Below are 17,700 nucleotides of genomic sequence, written 5' to 3'. Positions count from 1 at the left end.
CCACGGGTGCACGAGGTCTCCCGGATCACGGGAACTTGCCGTGGGGTGACACAGTGCTGGGCGTGCACGAGATGGTCACCTGGCTGCGGGAGCTGCCCGTGGGGTGGGTCGTGGTCCTCGCCCTGGTCGAGAACGCGGCGCTGGTCGGGGTCACCGCGGTGCTCGGGCACTGGGTGCTGCGGCTGCCCGGGGCGCACCGGGTCACCGCGCCGCCCGGGCCGGTGAGCCGGCTGGAGCTGGCGTTGGTGGCGGTTGCGACGGTCCTCAACGCGGGCGTCACCGTGGCCGGCTGGTGGCTGTGGCGGGCCGGGGTCATCAGCCTGACACTGCCGTTCGGCTGGCGGGCCCTGGTCGACTTCGCCGTGCTGATCGTGGTGATGGACGTGCTGCTGTACGCCGGGCACGCCCTCGCGCACGTGCGCCCGCTGTTCCCGCTCGCGCACCGGCTGCACCACGTCTTCGCCGACGCCCGGCCGATCACGCTGTTCGCGCTGCACCCGGTCGAGGTGCTCGGGTTCGGCGGGGCGTGGCTGGTCGTGCTCGCCGTCCATCCGTTCTCGGCGTGGGCGCTCGGCGGGTACACCGTGCTGAACCTGCTCTTCGGGATCCTCGGCCACCTGGGGGTGGAGCCGTTGCCGCAGCGGGTGCGTGCCGCCGCGGTCTTCCGCTGGGTGGCGACGCCCGCCATGCACGCCGGGCATCACGCGGCGCCGCGGTACAACCTCGGCTTCTACACGACGGTGTGGGACCGGCTGTTCGGCACGCTGGATCCCGACTACGACGCCCGTCGCACCGGCACCATGCCGTTTGCCGACACAACGGGCATCGGCATCCCGACAGCGTCGCCCACTGGATGATCCAGAATGGTGCGCACCCCCGAAACCCCAGACGGAAAGAAGCGCGGATACCCCATGCGAGCCACCCGAATCATCGTTGCCGCCACGACCATGCTGCTGCTCGGCGCTGGGCTCGCCGGTTGCTCCTCGCAGGTGGACGACCTGGAGAAGCAGCTGACCAAGGCCGGATACACGAACGTGAACGCCGAGGCCGACTACGACCAGGTGTACGACAAGAAAAAGAAGAAGAACGTGAAGAAGCTCGATGACTACGAGGCCGACGCGAAGGCCGGCAACTGCGCCGTGGAGATCGAGCAGGACTCCGGCGACAACGACTACGTCATCGAGACCGCCAACGGCAAGGACGTCAACTTCACCAACCTCACCGCCACCGCCCTGATCGCCGAGCTCGCCAAGCAGGGCATCACCTGCTGAACCGGCGCTCCCGGCGCTCCCGCCGCTCCCGGCGCTCCTTGTGCGGCGGCGGGGCGGCGTCCGGCGTCTTGTACGTGACGAGCGGCACCGTGGTCAGCACCGGCGTGGCCAGCCGGTGCTCCACCAGGTCGCCGATCACCTGCTCGATGCGCTTGTAGGCGGTCGGCGCCTCCTCGAACAGCAGCTGGCGGTCGCCGCAGACGACCAGCGAACCGACCGGCGTGCGACGCAGCTCCTCGACGGTGTGCTTGGCCTTGCCGCGGCGCAGCGCGTCGGCGCGGGACATCTTGCGGCCCGCGCCGTGCGCCACCGAGTGGTTGGCGTCCGGCCCGGCGTGGGCGGCGACGAGGTAGGACGGGGTGCCCCGGGTGCCGGCGACCAGGACGTCCTGGCCGTCGCCGGGCGCGGCGCCCTTGCGGTGCAGGTAGACCCCGTCGCGGACCTCGACCAGGTTGTGGCACTGGTCGACGACCGGCTCGGTGGGTTCGGCGCCGAGGGCGTGGGCGACCCGGGCGGCCATGAGCCGCCGGTTGAGCGACCCCCAGCGCACGGCGTCGTCGTGGGCGGCCAGGTACGCGGCGGGATCGGCGGCCGGCCCCGCGCCGTGCACCTCGGTGTGCGCCCGCAGGATCCGCTCGCCGAGTCCCCGGGAGCCGCTGTGGACGACGAGGACGAGGTCGCCGGCGGCGAGCCCGACCCGGCCCGCGTGGGCGTCGTCCAGGACGGTGCCGACCCGGGCCAGTTCCACGAAGTGGTTGCCCCGCCCGACGGTGCCGAGCCCTTCGGTGTGCCCGGCGGGGATGTCGCCGGGCAGGACCGCCCAGGCGGGGTCGTCGGCGTCCTTCTCGGGGTCGAGGGCCGTGTCGAGGTCGGGGAACTTCGCCGCGAGTCTTTCCGGCACGGCGCGCTTGAGGCTGATCGGGAACACGGCGATGCCGCAGCCGATGTCGGAGCCGACGAGGAACGGGTACAGCACGGTCGAGGACATCGCGGCGCCGATCGGGGCGCCCTTGCCGGGGTGCAGGTCGGGCATGCCGGCGACGTGGATCATGCCGTCGAGCGCGGCCACCTGGTGGCACTGCGCGACGGCGTCGGACTCGATCCAGCTGGTGGGGCCGGCGAACACACGGACGGAAGCCTTGTTTTCAGGCACGGACGCTCGCTTCGCGATTCGAAGTCAACAGGGGCGGGCCGGGGTCGTCCGTCAGAGCGTCATGCGGTCCACGATCGCGGATCCGCCCCGCGCACCGCAAAGGGTTTTCAGGGCGCCTCCCGCTCCCGCTCCATCCGCTCCAGGGTGGCCCGGATCGCCCTGAGGCTCTCCTTGATCTCTTCCTGCTCCTCGTGCCGGAACGCGTCGTTGTCGACGATGAGCTTGCTGGCGAAATGGGCGGTGATGAGCGGGATGACGACCAGCACCATGATCGAGATGAGGAAGCCGGCGACGATCCGCCCCGGTGTCGTCGTCGGGTACGTGTCGCCGTAGCCGACCGTCGAGGCCGTGACGACCGCCCACCAGAACGAGTCGCCGAAGCTCTTGTGCTCGAAGAGGCTGTACAGCGTCCCGCCGATGAGCATGAGCACGAGGTAGGTCGCCACGGTTGCCTTGACCGAGTTGGCGATCCAGATGAATCCGCTGATGAGGGCCTTCATGGCAGGGGCTCCCGTCCGCCGCCGGTGCTGGTAGCGGCAGAGTATGGCATCCGGGCGACCGTCCGGCCAGATCCCGCCCGGGGCGCCTCAGTCGAGCGTGAACGTCGCGTCGGCCCGGCCGGTGGCGTCGCTGACCGCCTGGACGTAGAGCAGGCCGTTGCTGTGCCGCACGTACCGGCCGGGGAAGTTCTGCGACTCGAACGACACCGCCGTGCCGCCGGCCAGGCCCGCCCGCAGCCGCACCGGGCTGACGCCGTCCGGCACGGGGATGCCGAAGTTGGGGGTGCCGTCGGCGTTCCAGTACAGCTTCTGCACGCGGGTGCGGCGGTTCGGGTCGTTCAGCGGGTCACCGCTGATGTCGCGGTAGTTGCGGTCGTGGTAGACGAGGATGTCGCTCTGGCCGTCCTCGGACGTGGTGAACGAGTTGTGGCCGGGGCCGTACTGGCCGGTCGCGGCGTTGCTCACGAACACCGGGTTGGGGCTCTTCACCCACGACGAGGCGCTGAGCAGGTTCGCCGACGCGGACGCGGTGAGCAGGCCGAGGCAGTAGTTCGCGTCGGTGGCACTGGCGGCGGGGGTGCGTCATGTTTGCGCTCACATAAGCTCTTGTCAACAGCTTGACTCCTCTTCAGGAGTCATATGTGAGCGCAAACAAGCGCACCTCCGGCCGGCTACGGGACCAGGTCGCGGGTGCCCCTCGGGGTCGACGGGTTGCACCGGCGGATCCGGGCCGCGGCCAGCCGGGAGCCGACGACCAGCCCGTAGCGGCGGACCGCCTCGAGGCCGTAGTTGCTGCAGGTCGGGATCTGCCGGCAGCGGGTCGGCAGGTGCGGCGACAGCCACCGCTGATACCCGCGGATCGCCACCATCCCGGCCCGGCCCGGCCCGCTGGCAGTGGCCCGCGGCTTCTTCGTCGGCGCGCTGATCGCCATCGTGCCGAGCAGCATCGTGCCCAGCATGAAATTGCAGTCACAGCCGGGGATGTCACATCCGTCGCAGCCGGGGAGGTCACAACCACCGAGGTCGCAGTTGTCCCACCATCGCGACCGCCGCTGCTGCCCTTCGCTCTCTGTCTCCACGGCGGGCATTGTCGCCGCGCACCGGCAATGTGATCAAGAGTGCTGTCCATTGTCCGTCGCCCAGCCCCACTTCGATCATGGGCGGGGGCGGTTGATCGCCGTTCGGGGCCCTGGGTTGCGGTCCGCGGGTTCTGGTCAGCATGACCTTCAAATATTCGCCCAACGTTGCGGGGACTTGATGGCACCGCCCGGCCGCTGGCGCGTCCGTGCGACAGGGTGGCGTGGTCCCGGTCCGTGCCGTCTTGCGGTGATCCCAAGCCAGGCCCGCACTCACACGATCCAGCACCGTCGAGGTCATCATTCGGTGGTCCCACACCGTCGCCGGCTTCAAGAACTCCGAACAACCCGGTGGATCCTCGCTACCCGGTGGATCGCTGTTGTCCCACGGGGGGTAATCCACCGGGTAGTTCAAGATTTCCGTTCCGGAGCGCTGGTACCACCCAGTCCAGTGATCGATGGTTTTCGTTTTTTGGCTGAAAGCGGTGTTGTAGCACCGAATGATGACCTCGACGGACCTGGACCATGTGAGTGCGGACCTGGCTTGGCATCACCGCGAGACGGCTATCAGGGTGACCACGCAACCCTGTCGCACGGACGCGCCAGCGGCCGGGCGGTGCCATCAAGTCCCCGCAACTCTGGGCGAATATTTGAAGGTCTGGATGACCAGAAACGCGAACCGCAACCCCCGACCCCACGGGGCGCGGGCCGCGCCGCGCCCCGATCCGGGTGGGTGTGCGCCGGGATTCAGTTGTGGTGGCGCAGCGGCAGGTGCAGCTCGGCGGGCTCCGGCGGCAGGTCCTGCACGCCGGCGGCGACGGCCTCCTCGTGGCGGCGGTGCGCCGAGGGCAGGGCGAGTGAGGCGAGCACCGCCAGGACCGCGACGCCGGCGCATACCCAGAAGCCGGCCGTGAACGCGGTGTCGGTCGGCAGGCCCCGCGGGGTGCTGTTGGCGGTGATCACGGCGGCGACGACGGCGGTGCCGATGCTGCTGCCGATGGTGCGGGCGATGGTGTTGACGCTGCTGGCCTCGCCGGTCTGGGTGGCCGGGACGCTCTCGATGATGGCGTTGGACATGGCCGCGAAGGACAGGCCGATGCCGGCGCCGGTGAGCAGGCCGGAGGCGAGCACCTGCCAGACCGCGCCGTGGGCGATCGCGGGCAGCGTGAACGCGGCGACGACCGCGACGGCGCCGAGGAACAGCGGGAGCTTCGGGCCGTAGCGGCGGTTCAGCAGGCCGGCGATGGGGCCGAACACGACCATCATGAGGACCGTGGGCAGCAGGAACAGGCCGGACTCCGACACGGACTTGCCGAAGCCGTAGCCGGTCGCGGCGGGCAGCTGCAGCAGGGTCGGGACGAGCAGGAACGTGCCGAACATCGCGAAGCCCAGGATCAGGGCGACGAGGTCGGTGGCCCACACGCCGCGGATCGACATCAGGCGCATGTCGACGAGCGGCTCCTTCACGCGCCGCTCGACCAGCACGAACGCGACCATGGCGGCGACGCCGAGGGCGAGCAGGGCGACGGTCTTGGTGTCGCCCCAGCCCCAGGACTGGCCCTTGCTGATCGCCAGCAGCAGCGACACCAGCGACACGGACAGGATCGACGCGCCGAGCACGTCGAGGCGGCCGGGGGTGCGCACCGGTGACTCGGGCATCCCGAACACGGCGCCGAGCAGGGCGATGACGACGAGGACGAGCGGCAGCCAGAACAGCCAGTGCCAGGACAGGTGCTCGACGATCGGGCCGGCGCCGACGATGCCGACACCGGCGCCGACGCCGAAGATCGCCGACAGCAGGCCGACGGTCACCGCGACCTTCTCGCGGGGCAGTTCGTCGCGCACGATGCCGATCGACAGCGGCAGGATCGCGCCGGCCGCGCCCTGCATCGCCCGGGCGACGATGAGCACCGCCAGGTTGGGGGCGAGGGCGGCCAGGAGCGTGCCGGCGGCCAGGACGGCCAGGACGGCGATGAGGACCCGGCGCTTGCCGACCATGTCGCCGAGCCGGCCGAGGATCGGCGTGAGGACCGACGCCGACAGCAGGTATGCGGTGAGGATCCAGCTGATGTCCGCGGTGGAGGCGTTCAGGTCGCGGGCGATCGTCGACATCGCCGGGGCGACCAGGGACTGCAGCACCGCGAAGGCCAGGCCGCCGAGCGACAGGTACACCACCAGCAGGGTGCTGTTGACATGGCGGCTGGTGGCCACCGGCGGTTCGATGGTTCGCGTCATGAGGATCCCCGGGCGATATGTAAACGATTGCTGACTTAGTTAGTATTGACCCGGTCAGGGATAAGTCAACAATCGTTTACGTCACACCCCTAAGGACAGCCATGACCGACACCGCCGCCGCGCCGCGGCGCCGGGACGCGGCCGCGACGCGCCTGCTGCTGCTGGACGCCGCCCGGCGCCGGTTCGCCGCCGACGGCTACTCCGCGACCACGGTGCGGGACATCGCCGAGGACGCCGGGGTCAACGTGGCGCTGATCCACCGGTACTTCACGTCGAAGGAAGGCCTGTTCGAGGCCTGCCTGACGGGCGTCAGCGACGAGCTCGGCCGGACCGTCGGCGAGGACCTGACCCTGGACCGGATCGCGCACGACATCGCCGCCCGGCTGGTCGGCCCGCACACCGCCAAGCACCCCAACCAGATCCTGCTGCTGCTGCGGTCCTCCGGCGACGAGCGGGCGGAACGGATCCGCCAGGACATCCTCGGCACGTTCGCCGTGCGCCTGGCCATGGCCGGCGGGTGGCGGGCCGACCTGCCCGACGCGGATCAGCGGCTGCTCAGCGCCCAGATCACCCTGGCGACCGCGTTCGGGCTGGCGGTGCTGCGCTCCTCGACGACCCTGGAGCCCCTCGCGTCCGCCGGCCACGACGACCTCGTCGCGCCGCTCACCAAGCTGGTCAACGCGCTCCTGAAACCGTGATCACGCCGCAGGAAACAGCGCCCGCTCCAGGCGGACCGCCAGCTTGGGGTACCACCGCGGCAGCAACCGCACCAACAGGTCGACGGTCTTCGCGTCCCGCCCCACGAGGATCCGCGGCCGGCCGGCCTCGACCCCGTCCACCACGATGCGGGCCGCCCGCGACGCCGGCATCTTCAGCAGCTTCTCGTTGTAGAGCCGGGTCCGCGCCTCGTCCCGGGCCGTCACGAGCGCGCCGGTCTTTCGCGCGTGCTCGAGCGCGGCGGTAGCGATGTTGGTGCGCACCCCGCCCGGATGCACGACACTCACCCGCACCGGGTGCCGGTCCGTCAGCAGCTCCCCGCGCAACGCCTCGCTGAAGCCGCGCACGCCGAACTTCGCCGCGCAGTAGTCGCTCAGCGCCGGCTGGGCCATGATCCCGTTGAGGCTGGACACGTTGACGACGTGCCCGTCGCCGGACGCGATGAGGTGCGGCAGGAACGCCTTCGTGCCGTGGATGACGCCGAAGAGGTTGACCGCGAGGGTCCGCTCGTACGCCGCCCAGTCGTTGTCCAGCACGCTGCGCCCGCCGCCGGCGACCCCGGCGTTGTTGTACACCTGGTGCACCACGCCGAAGTGCCCGGCGACCGCGGCCGCGTAGGCCTCGACGGCCGGCCGGTCGCTGACGTCCAGGAAACTGACATGGGCACCCCCGGCCAGCTCGGCGGTTTCCGCGAGGCCGGCCTCGTCCACGTCACTCAGCGCGAGCCGGGCCCCGCGCCGGGCCAGCTCCAGCGCGAGCTCCCGCCCGATGCCGGACGCGGCGCCCGTGACCACCGCGACCTTGCCCCGCACCGGGCTCACTCGGGGACCCCCGCGGACAGGTGCGCCGCGGTGAGGGCCACGATGCGGTCCTGGACGCCTGGCGCCAGGTGGTGGCGCATGCCGGCGATCTCGACGTGCCGGGCGGCCGGGATCGCGGCGGCGGTGGCCCGACCGCCGCTGGGGTGCACCATGCGGTCGACGTCGCCGTGGATGACCAGGGTCGGTGCGGTGATCGTGCGCAGCTGCGCGGTGCGGTCCCCCGACGCCTGGATGGCGCCGATCTGGCGGGCGACGCCGGCGTGGTTGGGCCGGCCCGACCCGCGCTCCCACAGCTGCGTGATCCACTCGCGTTCGAGCGCCTCGTCCGGCGGGAACTCGGTCGAGCCGATGTGCCGCAGCAGCGCCAGGTGCCGGGCGGCGGACTCCTCCACGGTGCGGGCGGGTCGTTTCGCCATGCGGACCATCGTCGAGCGGGCCGGCTGTCCCACCCGTCGGTCGCCGGTGGTGGAGAAGATCGAGGTGAGCGTGGCGACCCGGTCGGGGTGGCGGGCCGCGAGGGTCTGCGCGATCATGCCGCCCATCGACATCCCGGCCAGGTGGACCCGGCCGATCCCGAGGTGCTCGAGCAGCCCGTGCGCGTCCTCGGCCATGTCGGCGAGGTCGTAGGCGCCGGGCACGGGCCGGGCGAACAGCTGCCGCAGCAGGCCCGGCGGCCGGGCCGCGACCCGGGTCGAGCGGCCGGCGTCGCGGTTGTCCAGGCGGATCACCCGCAGGCCCTGGCCGGTGAACCCGTCCAGCATCCGCTGCGGCCACGAGGTCAGGTCCAGGCCGAGGCCGGCGATGAGCAGCAGCGGCGCGCCGTCCGCCGGACCGTCGACGCGGTAGCAGATCCGCGGCCGCCCGTCGGGCAGCTGCACGAACAGGTCCGCGGTCACGCCGGGACCTCCGCCGCCGCGAGCGAGAACCGCAGCGCGGGGTCGTCGACGCGACCGTTGCGCAGCAGTTTGACGTCGGAGTGGTAGTCCATCGACGTGAGCCAGGGCATGCGGTCTCCTTGCCGGGGCAGCTGGTCGACGACGCGCTGGACGTAGCCGGCGGCGAAGTCGAGGAACGGGCGGGTCGGCATGTCCGGGTCGCCGACCTCGGGGCGGCAGACGGTGGTGCCGGTGGCGTCCATGTGGGCCAGGAGCCGGCAGAAATGTTCGCACAGCAGCCCGATCTTGAGGGTCCAGGACGAGTTGGTGTACCCGATCGCGAAGGCGAAGTTCGGCACGCCGGAGAGCATCATGCCCTTGTACGCGACCGTCTCCGGCAGGCGCACCGGGGTGCCGTCGACGGTGAGGGCCAGCCCGGCAAGGGCCTGGACGTTGAGGCCGGTGGCGGTGACGATGACGTCCGCGGCCAGTTCCGCGCCGGAGGCGAGCAGCACCCCCCGTTCGGTGAAGGTCGCGATGCGGTCGGTGACGACGGATGCGTCGCCCCGGCGGATCGCCTTGAACAGGTCACCGTCGGGCACCGCGCACAGCCGCTGGTCCCACGGGCCGTAGGGCGGGTTGAAGTGCTCGTCGACGGGATACCCGGCCGGCAGCTGTTTCGTGTTGACCCACCGGATGAGCCGGCGGGCCGCCTTCGGGAACCGCTGGCAGAACCGCCAGACCGCGCGCTGCTGGGCGATGTTCTTGCGCCGGGTCGCCCGGTAGCCGCGCTCCTCGCCGAGCCACCGGCGCAGCAGGTTCGCGACCGGGTCCCGCTTCGCCACCGGCATCACGTAGGACGGGGTGCGCTGCAGCATGGTCACGTGCGCGGCGGTGCGGGCGAGGGCCGGCACGAGGGTGACCGCGGTGGCGCCGCTGCCGATGACCAGGACCCGCTTGCCGGCGCAGTCGAGGTCCTCGGGCCACTGCTGCGGGTGCACGATCCGGCCGGCGAAGCGGTCCCGGCCCTCGAAGCGCGGGGTGAAGCCCTCGTCGTAGCGATAGTAGCCGCCGGCGCAGAACAGCCAGGCGGCGGTGAGCCGGGTCCGCTCGCCGGTGTCGCCGCGTTCGACCTCGACGCTCCAGCGGGCCTCGGCGCTCGACCAGGCCGCCGCGACGACCTTGTGGTGGTAGCGGATGTGGGCGTCGAGGCCGTTCTCGGTCGCCGTCTCCCGCAGGTACGCGAGGATCCGGTCGGCGGAGGCGATGGACTCCTGGTCCCGCCACGGTTTGAACTCGTAGCCGAACGTGTGCAGGTCCGAGTCGGACCGGATGCCGGGATACCGGAACAGGTCCCAGGTGCCGCCGGACGCGGCGCGCGCCTCGAGGATCGCGAACGACCTGCCCGGCAGCTCGGTGCGCAGGTAGCGGCCGGCCCCGATGCCGGAGATGCCGGCCCCGACGATCAGGACGTCGAGGTGCTCCACAGGGCTCATAGTCACGACGATGCGCCACCACCCGCGCCTTGCGCTAGCGCGATCTGCACCGAAATACTCGCCGCATGGTGCACAGTGCTGCACAGCTGCCCTGGCCGCGGCTGTCGCCCCCGGTCGCCGAGCTGTTCCGGCGCGGCGCGGAGATCGCGCTCGACCCGCGCGCGGAGTGGATCGAGGAGCTGCACGCGGCCGCGCTCGGCGGGGACCGGATGCGCCCGGTCGCCGCGGACCCGGTCCTCGCGGAGGCGACGAAACGGGCCAACCTCGCCAACCTGCTGCACTGGGCGGCGCAGAACGTGCGCCACCCCGGCCGGCGGGTGCCGGCCAACACCGGCGCGGAGGCGCTCGACGCGGCCCGGGACATGGTGCGCCGGGGGCTCGACGAGCGGGGCCTCGACGCGTACCGGACCGCGCAGAGCGTCGCGTGGCGCCGGTGGATGGAGATCTGCTTCGACCTGACGACGGACCCGGTGCTGCTGCGCGAGCTGCTCGACGCGTCGGCGCTGTCGATCGCGACGTTCATCGACGACACCGTCGCCGCCGTGTCGCAGCGGATGGAGGCGGAGCGCGCCGAGCTGACCCGGGGCGCTTCGGCGGAGCGCCGGGCGGCGGTGACGCTGCTGCTGGAGGGCGCGCCGATCGGCCGGGCCCGGGCGGAGGCGCAGCTCGGCTACGGCCTGGCCGGCCCGCACACGGCCGCGATCCTGTGGAGCGCGTCCGGCGGCGGGTCCGGGCAGCTGGAGGGCGCCGCCGAGACGGTCATGCGTGCGGCCGGCGCCACCCACCGGCTCACGGTCGTGGCGAGCGCCGCGGCGCTGTGGGTGTGGTTCCCGGCCGGTGCCGCGCCGCGGGCCGGTGACCTGGCGGAGCTGCATCCGGACGTGCGGGTCGCGCTGGGCCGGCCCGGGGCCGACGTGGACGGCTTCCGTCGCAGCCACCTCGACGCCGCGGAGGCGCAGCGGATGCTCACCAGGCTGACGTCACCGCAGCAGGTCGCCCGGTACGAGGACGTCCAGCTGGTCGCGTTGCTGACCGCCGAGCCGACGCAGGCGGACGAGTTCCTCGCCGACACGCTCGGTGACCTGCTGCACGCCGACCCGGCGACCCGCTTCACCGTGCTGACGTACGTGCGCGAGCAGTGCAGCACCACCCGCACCGCGGAGCGGCTCTACACGCATCGCAACACGGTCCTGCGCCGGCTGGCCCGCGCCGACGAACTGCTCCCGCGCCCCCTGGAGGAGAACGTGGTCAGCGTCGGCGCGGCCCTGGAGGTGCTGCGGTGGCGCCATCCCTGACGCCACCGCAGTCCCGTCACGAATCTAGCGGTGCCACTTCTGGTTGCTGCCGCCGCTGCACGTCCACAGCTGCAGCTTCGAGCCGTTGCCGGTGCCCGCGTTCTGCACGTCGACGCACTTGTTGGCCTGGATGTTCACCAGGTCACCGGCGCCGCTGAGGGTGAACTTCTGGGCGCCCGAGCCGTTGCAGGTCCACAGCTGCACGACCGCGCCGTCGGCGGTGGAGCCACCGGACACGTCCATGCACTTGCCGAGCGCCCGCACTGAGCCGTCGGAGTTGAACGTCCACTGCTGCGCGCCGGTGCCGTTGCAGTCCCAGATCTGCAGCCGGTTGCCGTCGGCCGCGTTGGAGCTGGGCACGTCGATGCAGCGGTTGCTCCCGTTGCCGATGATCGGTCCGGCACTGCCTCCGCCGCCGCCGCTGGTGTACGCGTACACCCGCACGTAGTCGACCGTCAGCGTCTGCGGGAACTGGGTGGTGCCGTCCGGGTAGCCGGGCCAGTAGCCGCCGACCGCGAGGTTCAGCAGCATGAAGAACGGGTGGTCGAAGACCCAGCGGTCGCCGCCCAGGTCGGCGGGGGTCCGGGTCTGGTAGAGGTTGCCGTCGACGTACCAGCGCAGCACGTTGGGCTCCCACTCGACCGCGAACGTGTGGAACGCGTCGGCGAACGGCGCGCCGATGGTGTAGCCGGCGCCGATGCCCTCGGCGCCGGAGTAGCCCGGGCCGTGGATGGTGCCGTGGACCTGGTTGGGCTCACGGCCGATGTTCTCCATGATGTCGATCTCGCCGCTGTTGGGCCACGGGTTGGTGCCGATGTCGGCGCCGAGCATCCAGAACGCCGGCCAGATGCCCTGCCCCCGCGGGATCTTCATGCGGGACTCGAAGCGCCCGTAGGCCTGGGTGAACTTGTCGGCGGTGAGCAGCCGGGCCGAGGTGTACTGGCAGGTGCCGTAGTGGCACTGGTAGTTGGCCGGGTTCTCCCGGCGCGCGGTGATCACGAGCTGACCGGCGCCGTTGAGCGAGGCGTTGCTGGTGCTGTTGGTGTAGTACTGCTGCTCGTTGTTGCCCCACCCGCCCCCGCCGATGTCGCGCTTCCACTTGCTGGCGTTGGGCGCGCTGCCGGCCGCGCCGTCGAACTCGTCGGACCACGTGAGCCCGCCGATGGCGGCCTGGGCCGAGGTGCTGCCGGCGTCGCGCACCGCGATCGCGGTGAGGAACGTGAGAACGGTCGCGCCCAGCATGAGCAGGGAACGAGCCTTGAGATGGACGTGCATGGGCGACCTCCCGAGGACATGGCGGTGTCCGTACGGATACGGTAAGCAATCTTCACAGATTGACTTCCGTCGAACCTACAAATTCGCAGGCCACCCGTCAAGAGAGCGCTCTCAATGGTGGACGGCTCGCCGCACGTGGTGCTTCCTGGCCCGCACCGCGAGGTCGATCAGCGAGCCGAGCACGATCAGCCCGACGATCTCCTTGGCGGTCTGGTCGGTCTGGACCGCCGTGAAGACCGGCCCCGCGCCGATGACCCAGGTGAGCACCGCGCACATGACCAGGCCGAGCCCGAGGGTGACATGGTGCAGCAGCGGGAACCACCGCCCCTTGACCACCAGCACCGCCTCGACGACCAGGCTGGCGACCAGCAGCGTGAGCAGGACCGGGCCGCGCACCCGCAGGAAGTCCGCGTCATACGCGAACGCCTCCCGGATCGCGGGCTCGGCCGCCTCGCCGGCGAGCGCCGCGATCACCCGGGCGGGATCCAGCAGCACCACCGTGCCGAGGATGAAGAACGCGAGCCCGGCCGCCCGGCCCGGCCGGCTGATCCGGTCGGTGGGCACCGGCCGCGGCCGCCAGCCGGCGTCCGGGCGGCGCCGGCGGGCCCACGCGGCGCCGGCGAACCCCGCCAGGAGCAGGCCGAGCCACGCGAACACGATGGGGAGCGCCTGCTGTGTGGCCCGCTCCAGGTCGCGCTGCGGGGCGGCCCGCTCGATCAGCTCGTGCAGCACCGCGGCGAACAGGATCAGCCCGGCGCCGCCCGCGGCCAGGGTGAGGAACCGGCGGGTGTCGGCCGGGTCGACGAGGGTCACCGGCGTGCCGTAGCGCGCCGCCACCTCGGCCGGGCGGCCGAACCCCCGCAGCAGCTCGCGGGCCGCCTGGTCCCGCGGCGTTCCGGCCGCGTCCACCTCCTCGGCCAGCAGCGCCCGCAGCTCCATCGCCACGTCGCGGCGCTGGGCGCGGGGCAGGAGACCGACCACCTCGGCCACGTAGCCGTCGATCAGCTCGTCAGCGGTCATCGCACCGTTCGCCTTCCAGGAGAAGATCCATGGCCGTGTTGAGGCCCCGCCAGGTGGCGGTCAGCCCTTCGAGGAGCTCCGCGCCGTCGGCGCTGAGCTCGTAGTAGCGCCGGGGCGGGCCCTCGGCGGTGCGCCACTCGCTGCGCAGCACGCCCTGCGCCTCGAGCCGGCGCAGCAACGGGTAGAGGGTGCCCTCCTCGATCGGCAGCCCCCGGTCGACCAGGGACTGCCGCAGCTCGTAGCCGTAGCGCAGCGTCCGCAGCTGCGACAGCACCGCGAGCACAAGGACCCCGCGGCGCAGCTCCTGCTCGAGCTTGTCCCCGGCACCGCTTACCATGCGGCACACAGTACTGTATGTCGCACAGTGCTTCAAGCCAATGATCCGGAAGACCTTGTGCAGTCAGGAGTGCACAAGGTCTTCCGGATCACGGCGGGAATCAGATGCGGAACCTGCCGACGGCCTGCTGCAGGTCGGCGGCGAGGCCGTTGAGCTCGGCGACGGTCGCGTCGACCTCGCTCAGCGTCGCCGTCGTGGTGTCCGCTGCGTCGGCGACCCCGGCGATGTTCCCGGCGATGTTCGCCGCACCGTGGGCGGCGTCGCCGACGCTGCGGCTCATCTCGCTCGTCGTCGCGGTCTGCTCCTCGACCGCCGAGGCGATGGTGAGCTGGTAGTCGTTGATCCGCGCGATGATCCGGCTGATCTCGCCGATCGCGCCGACCGCGTTGGCGGTGTCGGACTGGATCGCCTCGACCCGGCGGGAGATGTCCTCGGTCGCCCGGGCGGTCTCCTGGGCGAGGTCCTTCACTTCGCTCGCGACGACCGCGAAGCCCTTGCCCGCCGCACCCGCGCGGGCCGCCTCGATGGTGGCGTTGAGCGCCAGGAGGTTCGTCTGCTCGGCGATCGAGGTGATCACCTTGACCACGTTGCCGATCTCGGCAGAGGAGTCGCCGAGCTTCGACACGGTCCGGTTCGTCGACTCGGCCACGCCGACCGCATCCGAGGCGACCCGGGCGGCGTCGTTGGCGTTCTGCGCGATCTCGCGGATCGACGCGCCCATCTCCTCGGAGCCGGCCGCGACCGTCTGCACGTTGTGCGACACGGTGCCGGCGTCGCCGGCCACCACGTTCGCCCGGGACGCCGCGGCCTTGGCGCTGTCCGCGATGCGGGTGGTGACGCTGGTCAGCCGGCCGGTGCTGGCGCCGAGGGTGCCCGCGGCGGCGGCCAGGGTCTGCACGGTGCGCCCGACGCTCTCGTTGGCACGGTTCATCGCGGCCGCCATCGAGCCGAGCTCGTCGCGGGCGTACACCTCGGCGCGCAGCGTCAGGTCGCCGTCGGCGACGCCGCGCAGGGTGTCGGAGACCGACCGCAGCTGCTGGTTCATCCGCCGCGCGATGCCGAGCGCCAGGAGCAGCGCCAGGCCCAGCCCGGCCACGAGCGAGCCGATGGTCCAGTTCCGCGCGGTCGCGTAGTCGTCGGCGGCCGCCTCCGCCATGGCCGCGGACTCAACGGTCTCCTGCTGCTGCAGCTTCGCCAGGGCGGCGTTCATCTGCGCCTCCAGGCTCTGCCACAGCGTGTTCGTTTCGGCCGGGTCCTTCGGGACGGTGACGCCGGCCGCGGGCGTCTTCCCCAGCGCCACGACGTCGCGCAGGTTGCTGTAGTCGGTCCACGCCTTCGCGAAGTCGTTCAGCGCGGCCTCGCGGGTCGCCGAGCCGGCCAGCCGGGTCCGGTACTTCGCCAGCGCGCCGTCGATCATCGCGTCGCCGCCGTCGACCGCCTGCATGGCCCGCGGGACGAGCGTCGGGTCGTAGCTCGACCACGCGAACAGCGACTGGCCCCGGTAGTTCTCGCTGACGCCCTGCCGGATCACCACGAGCTGCTCGACGCTCTCCAGGTGCCGGGACTTGAGCTGCCCGAGCCGGTCGTTGAGCTGCGACATGCTCGAGATCGACAGGACACCGACGCCGACCGCGACCAGCGCGACGAGGGCGATGCCGATCAGGTTCTTCGTCCCGACGGACCGGTCGGCCACCCAGCCGACCAGGGCGCCACGACGGACCGTCACCTCGATGGGGTTCGTACCTGTGCTCATGTGCCGTCCTTGCCGCGCGGGCCGGAAAAACAGGGATCCGACCGCACCATCGGCCCGGCCACGTCGCCGTTGAGGGAATCCGCCCGGGACGAAATGTTTCACCCCGGCTCATGCGGGGAATCCCCCGCGACCCGCGCCGGTCCGGGTAGAGCGGCCCGGTGTCAGACGACCTGCGCCTCCTCACCCGCTACGAGCCCGTGTTCCGATACACGGCGGGCGAACTGTTCCTGCCGACGCCCGTGGAAGGGTTCCTGCGCGCGGCCTCGCTGTGGCGCGGCGGCGGGTGTCTCGTGCCGGCCGGTGACCTGGATCCCGACCGGCTCGCCGAACACGGCCGCCGGCTGCGGGGTGAGCCGCTGCACCTGCGGTTCGTGGATCGTCCGCTGCGCGGGCAGGAGTACCGGCGCTGGCGGCGCGAACTGGGCACGGCGGCGTTCCGTCCAGGTGACCGCCTCGCCGCGGTCGGCCTGGCGTCCCGGCTGGTCGACGCGGCGCTGCGCCTGTCGTTGCTCGTGCGTGGCACGGTGCCCGGCGGCACGCGGGCCGCGGCCCAGGTCCGCCACGCGGCGCGGCCGTCGCCCGAGGTCCACCCGTACTACGGCCGGGTCTCCCGCGACGGCGGCTACCTGGTCATGCAGTACTGGTACTTCTACGCCATGAACGACTGGCGCTCCACCTTCGGCGGCGTCAACGACCACGAGGCGGACTGGGAGCAGGTCACGGTCTTCGTCGCGGAGCCCGGCGGACCGCCCGCGTGGGTGGTGTTCTCCTCGCACGACAAGCTGGGCCCCGAACTGCGCCGCCGCTGGGACGACCCGGACCTCGAGCGCGTCGGCGAGCATCCGGTCGTCTACGCGGGCGGCGGCTCGCACGCGGGTGCGTACGGGCCCGGCGACTACGTCACGACCGTGAGCCTGCCGTGGCTGGAGCGGGCCGGCGCCTGGTGGCACGCGGCGCGGCGGCTGGTCACCCCGCACCCGGCGGCGCCCGGGCCGGGGTTCGGCCTGCCGTTCCTGGACTACCACCGCGGCGACGGCCCGGGCATCGGCGCCGGCGAACGGCACGCGTGGACGCCGGTCCTGATCGGCGACGACACGCCCTGGGTCCGCGACTACCGGGGGCTGTGGGGCCTGGACACCGAGGACCGCTTCGGCGGCGAGCGGGCGCCGGCCGGCCCCCGGTACGAGCGGGACGGCACCGTGCGGGCGTCCTGGGGGTACCCGGTCACCTGGGCCGGCCTGGACGCCGAGGGGCCGGACCCGGGCGCCGCCGCCGGCGCCCGGCTGCGCGAGGTCACCGCCCTCATCGCCCGGCGCCGCGGGCAGCTGCGGCGGCGGCGGGCCGCGGCGGCGGCCGCCGGGCGCGACGCCGACCCGCGCGACGACCCGGAGCTGGAGGCGCTGCAGGCGGAGCGGGTGGCCCTGCGCGACGGCGACCCGCCACCGCCGCCGGCGGCGCGGCCCGTCCACCGGCTGGCCGCGCGGCCCGACGCCCGGCGGCGCCGGTTCCTGGTGCTGTGGTCGGCGGCGTCGGCGTCGGTGGTGCTCGGCGGCGCCGCGCTGATCGTGCTGAACCCGCCGCTCGGCGTGTTCTGGTCCGTCGCCGCGCTGCTGGCCATGCTGATCGCGGTGGAGGCCGCGGCGCGGTCCAGGCTGCTGCGCCTCCTGCGCCACGGCGCCATGACGGCGGTGGTCCTGCTCGCCGGCTGGACCCTGGTCGAGACCGCCGCCCGGCACTGGCGCGTCACCGTCGCCGCGCTGCTGGCGGCGGGCGCGGTCGCCCTGTGGATCGCCAACCTCCGCGCCTGGTTCGCCCGCCGCTGACCACCTGCCCAGGCGGCGGCGTCGCGTTCCTGCACCACGGGGGCGCGGCGCCG

At 72.4% G+C, this 17,700-nt stretch carries 17 protein-coding genes and 1 pseudogene; 5 read left to right on the top strand and 13 right to left on the bottom strand.

The window, feature by feature from the left end:
- The first annotated feature begins 71 nt into the window (after positions 1–71).
- Both ACFPIJ_RS61080 and ACFPIJ_RS61075 read left to right on the top strand, forming a co-directional pair.
- Entirely contained in the window at positions 72–857 is a 786-nt protein-coding gene (locus ACFPIJ_RS61080; protein ID WP_380128989.1) for a sterol desaturase family protein, read from the top strand.
- 54 nt (positions 858–911) lie between these two features.
- Entirely contained in the window at positions 912–1,271 is a 360-nt protein-coding gene (locus tag ACFPIJ_RS61075; RefSeq protein ID WP_380128747.1) for a hypothetical protein, read from the top strand.
- On the opposite strand, the gene ACFPIJ_RS61070 is transcribed toward ACFPIJ_RS61075, so the two are convergent.
- From ACFPIJ_RS61070 to ACFPIJ_RS61045, 6 genes and pseudogenes are all read right to left on the bottom strand, one after another.
- A complete protein-coding gene (locus ACFPIJ_RS61070; protein ID WP_380128746.1) occupies positions 1,261–2,424 on the bottom strand; it encodes an RNA ligase RtcB family protein in 1,164 nt (387 codons plus the stop codon). The two genes, ACFPIJ_RS61075 and ACFPIJ_RS61070, sit on opposite strands and share 11 nt — an antisense overlap.
- A 107-nt stretch (positions 2,425–2,531) precedes the next feature.
- Positions 2,532–2,924 (bottom strand): potassium channel family protein, encoded by a 393-nt coding sequence (locus tag ACFPIJ_RS61065; RefSeq protein WP_380128745.1) that lies wholly within the window; start codon positions 2,922–2,924, stop codon positions 2,532–2,534.
- Between the two features lie 87 nt (positions 2,925–3,011).
- On the bottom strand, positions 3,012–3,167 hold the full coding sequence (locus ACFPIJ_RS61060) for an AbfB domain-containing protein (RefSeq protein WP_380128988.1): 156 nt from the start codon (positions 3,165–3,167) through the stop codon (positions 3,012–3,014).
- 48 nt (positions 3,168–3,215) lie between these two features.
- Positions 3,216–3,485: pseudogene (locus ACFPIJ_RS61055) on the bottom strand (family 43 glycosylhydrolase); the annotation flags it as partial.
- A 110-nt stretch (positions 3,486–3,595) separates the two neighbouring features.
- Positions 3,596–4,003, bottom strand: coding sequence for a membrane protein insertion efficiency factor YidD (yidD, locus tag ACFPIJ_RS61050; RefSeq protein WP_380128744.1), 408 nt, complete (start codon positions 4,001–4,003; stop codon positions 3,596–3,598).
- Positions 4,004–4,747: 744 nt separating this feature from the next.
- Positions 4,748–6,235, bottom strand: a complete 1,488-nt coding sequence (locus ACFPIJ_RS61045) for an MFS transporter (protein ID WP_380128743.1) — start codon at positions 6,233–6,235, stop codon at positions 4,748–4,750.
- A gap of 101 nt (positions 6,236–6,336) precedes the next feature.
- Between ACFPIJ_RS61045 and ACFPIJ_RS61040 the strand changes: the two genes are divergently transcribed.
- Positions 6,337–6,933, top strand: a complete 597-nt coding sequence (locus ACFPIJ_RS61040) for a TetR/AcrR family transcriptional regulator (protein ID WP_380128742.1) — start codon at positions 6,337–6,339, stop codon at positions 6,931–6,933.
- Here the strand turns inward: ACFPIJ_RS61040 and ACFPIJ_RS61035 are convergent, their stop codons facing one another.
- From ACFPIJ_RS61035 to ACFPIJ_RS61025, 3 genes are read right to left on the bottom strand one after another with little or no spacing between them, the layout of a single operon-like run.
- A complete protein-coding gene (locus ACFPIJ_RS61035; protein ID WP_380128741.1) occupies positions 6,934–7,773 on the bottom strand; it encodes an SDR family NAD(P)-dependent oxidoreductase in 840 nt (279 codons plus the stop codon).
- Entirely contained in the window at positions 7,770–8,669 is a 900-nt protein-coding gene (locus ACFPIJ_RS61030; RefSeq protein WP_380128740.1) for an alpha/beta fold hydrolase, read from the bottom strand. Before ACFPIJ_RS61030 ends, ACFPIJ_RS61035 begins: the two co-directional genes overlap by 4 nt.
- Positions 8,666–10,144, bottom strand: coding sequence for a flavin-containing monooxygenase (locus ACFPIJ_RS61025; protein ID WP_380128739.1), 1,479 nt, complete (start codon positions 10,142–10,144; stop codon positions 8,666–8,668). Before ACFPIJ_RS61025 ends, ACFPIJ_RS61030 begins: the two co-directional genes overlap by 4 nt.
- Before the next feature lie 65 nt (positions 10,145–10,209).
- Here ACFPIJ_RS61025 and ACFPIJ_RS61020 point away from each other — a divergent pair, with 65 nt between their 5' ends.
- A complete protein-coding gene (locus ACFPIJ_RS61020; protein ID WP_380128738.1) occupies positions 10,210–11,439 on the top strand; it encodes a PucR family transcriptional regulator in 1,230 nt (409 codons plus the stop codon).
- Between the two features lie 24 nt (positions 11,440–11,463).
- Here ACFPIJ_RS61020 and ACFPIJ_RS61015 read toward each other — a convergent pair whose 3' ends face one another.
- The 4 genes from ACFPIJ_RS61015 to ACFPIJ_RS61000 form a co-directional block, all read right to left on the bottom strand.
- Positions 11,464–12,714 carry a ricin-type beta-trefoil lectin domain protein gene (locus ACFPIJ_RS61015; protein WP_380128737.1) on the bottom strand — a complete coding sequence of 417 codons (1,251 nt, stop codon included), beginning with the start codon at positions 12,712–12,714 and terminating at the stop codon, positions 11,464–11,466.
- 111 nt (positions 12,715–12,825) lie between these two features.
- Complete coding sequence (locus ACFPIJ_RS61010; protein WP_380128736.1) at positions 12,826–13,734, bottom strand: hypothetical protein; 909 nt, start codon at positions 13,732–13,734, stop codon at positions 12,826–12,828.
- Positions 13,724–14,071, bottom strand: coding sequence for a PadR family transcriptional regulator (locus tag ACFPIJ_RS61005; protein WP_380128735.1), 348 nt, complete (start codon positions 14,069–14,071; stop codon positions 13,724–13,726). Before ACFPIJ_RS61005 ends, ACFPIJ_RS61010 begins: the two co-directional genes overlap by 11 nt.
- Before the next feature lie 100 nt (positions 14,072–14,171).
- A complete protein-coding gene (locus tag ACFPIJ_RS61000; protein ID WP_380128734.1) occupies positions 14,172–15,824 on the bottom strand; it encodes a methyl-accepting chemotaxis protein in 1,653 nt (550 codons plus the stop codon).
- A 158-nt stretch (positions 15,825–15,982) separates the two neighbouring features.
- Between ACFPIJ_RS61000 and ACFPIJ_RS60995 the strand changes: the two genes are divergently transcribed.
- Complete coding sequence (locus ACFPIJ_RS60995; protein WP_380128733.1) at positions 15,983–17,647, top strand: hypothetical protein; 1,665 nt, start codon at positions 15,983–15,985, stop codon at positions 17,645–17,647.
- Positions 17,648–17,700: the final 53 nt, after the last annotated feature.

Origin of the sequence: Dactylosporangium cerinum, from assembly GCF_042653625.1 — a bacterium.
Classification (GTDB): Bacteria; Actinomycetota; Actinomycetes; order Mycobacteriales; family Micromonosporaceae; genus Dactylosporangium; species Dactylosporangium cerinum.
The sequence above is the reverse complement of the archived record's forward strand: the minus strand, read 5'-3'. Positions and strand labels throughout refer to the sequence as shown.

What these genes read in the sequence shown, in the direction of transcription:
- ACFPIJ_RS61080 (WP_380128989.1), top strand. Translation starts at nt 72, where the DNA reads ATGGTCACCTGGCTGCGGGAGCTGCCCGTGGGGTGGGTCGTGGTCCTC.
- ACFPIJ_RS61075 (WP_380128747.1), top strand. Translation starts at nt 912, where the DNA reads ATGCGAGCCACCCGAATCATCGTTGCCGCCACGACCATGCTGCTGCTC.
- ACFPIJ_RS61065 (WP_380128745.1), bottom strand. Translation starts at nt 2,924, where the DNA reads ATGAAGGCCCTCATCAGCGGATTCATCTGGATCGCCAACTCGGTCAAG.
- ACFPIJ_RS61045 (WP_380128743.1), bottom strand. Translation starts at nt 6,235, where the DNA reads ATGACGCGAACCATCGAACCGCCGGTGGCCACCAGCCGCCATGTCAAC.
- ACFPIJ_RS61040 (WP_380128742.1), top strand. Translation starts at nt 6,337, where the DNA reads ATGACCGACACCGCCGCCGCGCCGCGGCGCCGGGACGCGGCCGCGACG.
- ACFPIJ_RS61025 (WP_380128739.1), bottom strand. Translation starts at nt 10,144, where the DNA reads ATGAGCCCTGTGGAGCACCTCGACGTCCTGATCGTCGGGGCCGGCATC.
- ACFPIJ_RS61020 (WP_380128738.1), top strand. Translation starts at nt 10,210, where the DNA reads ATGGTGCACAGTGCTGCACAGCTGCCCTGGCCGCGGCTGTCGCCCCCG.
- ACFPIJ_RS61015 (WP_380128737.1), bottom strand. Translation starts at nt 12,714, where the DNA reads ATGCACGTCCATCTCAAGGCTCGTTCCCTGCTCATGCTGGGCGCGACC.
- ACFPIJ_RS61010 (WP_380128736.1), bottom strand. Translation starts at nt 13,734, where the DNA reads ATGACCGCTGACGAGCTGATCGACGGCTACGTGGCCGAGGTGGTCGGT.
- ACFPIJ_RS61005 (WP_380128735.1), bottom strand. Translation starts at nt 14,071, where the DNA reads ATGGTAAGCGGTGCCGGGGACAAGCTCGAGCAGGAGCTGCGCCGCGGG.
- ACFPIJ_RS61000 (WP_380128734.1), bottom strand. Translation starts at nt 15,824, where the DNA reads ATGAGCACAGGTACGAACCCCATCGAGGTGACGGTCCGTCGTGGCGCC.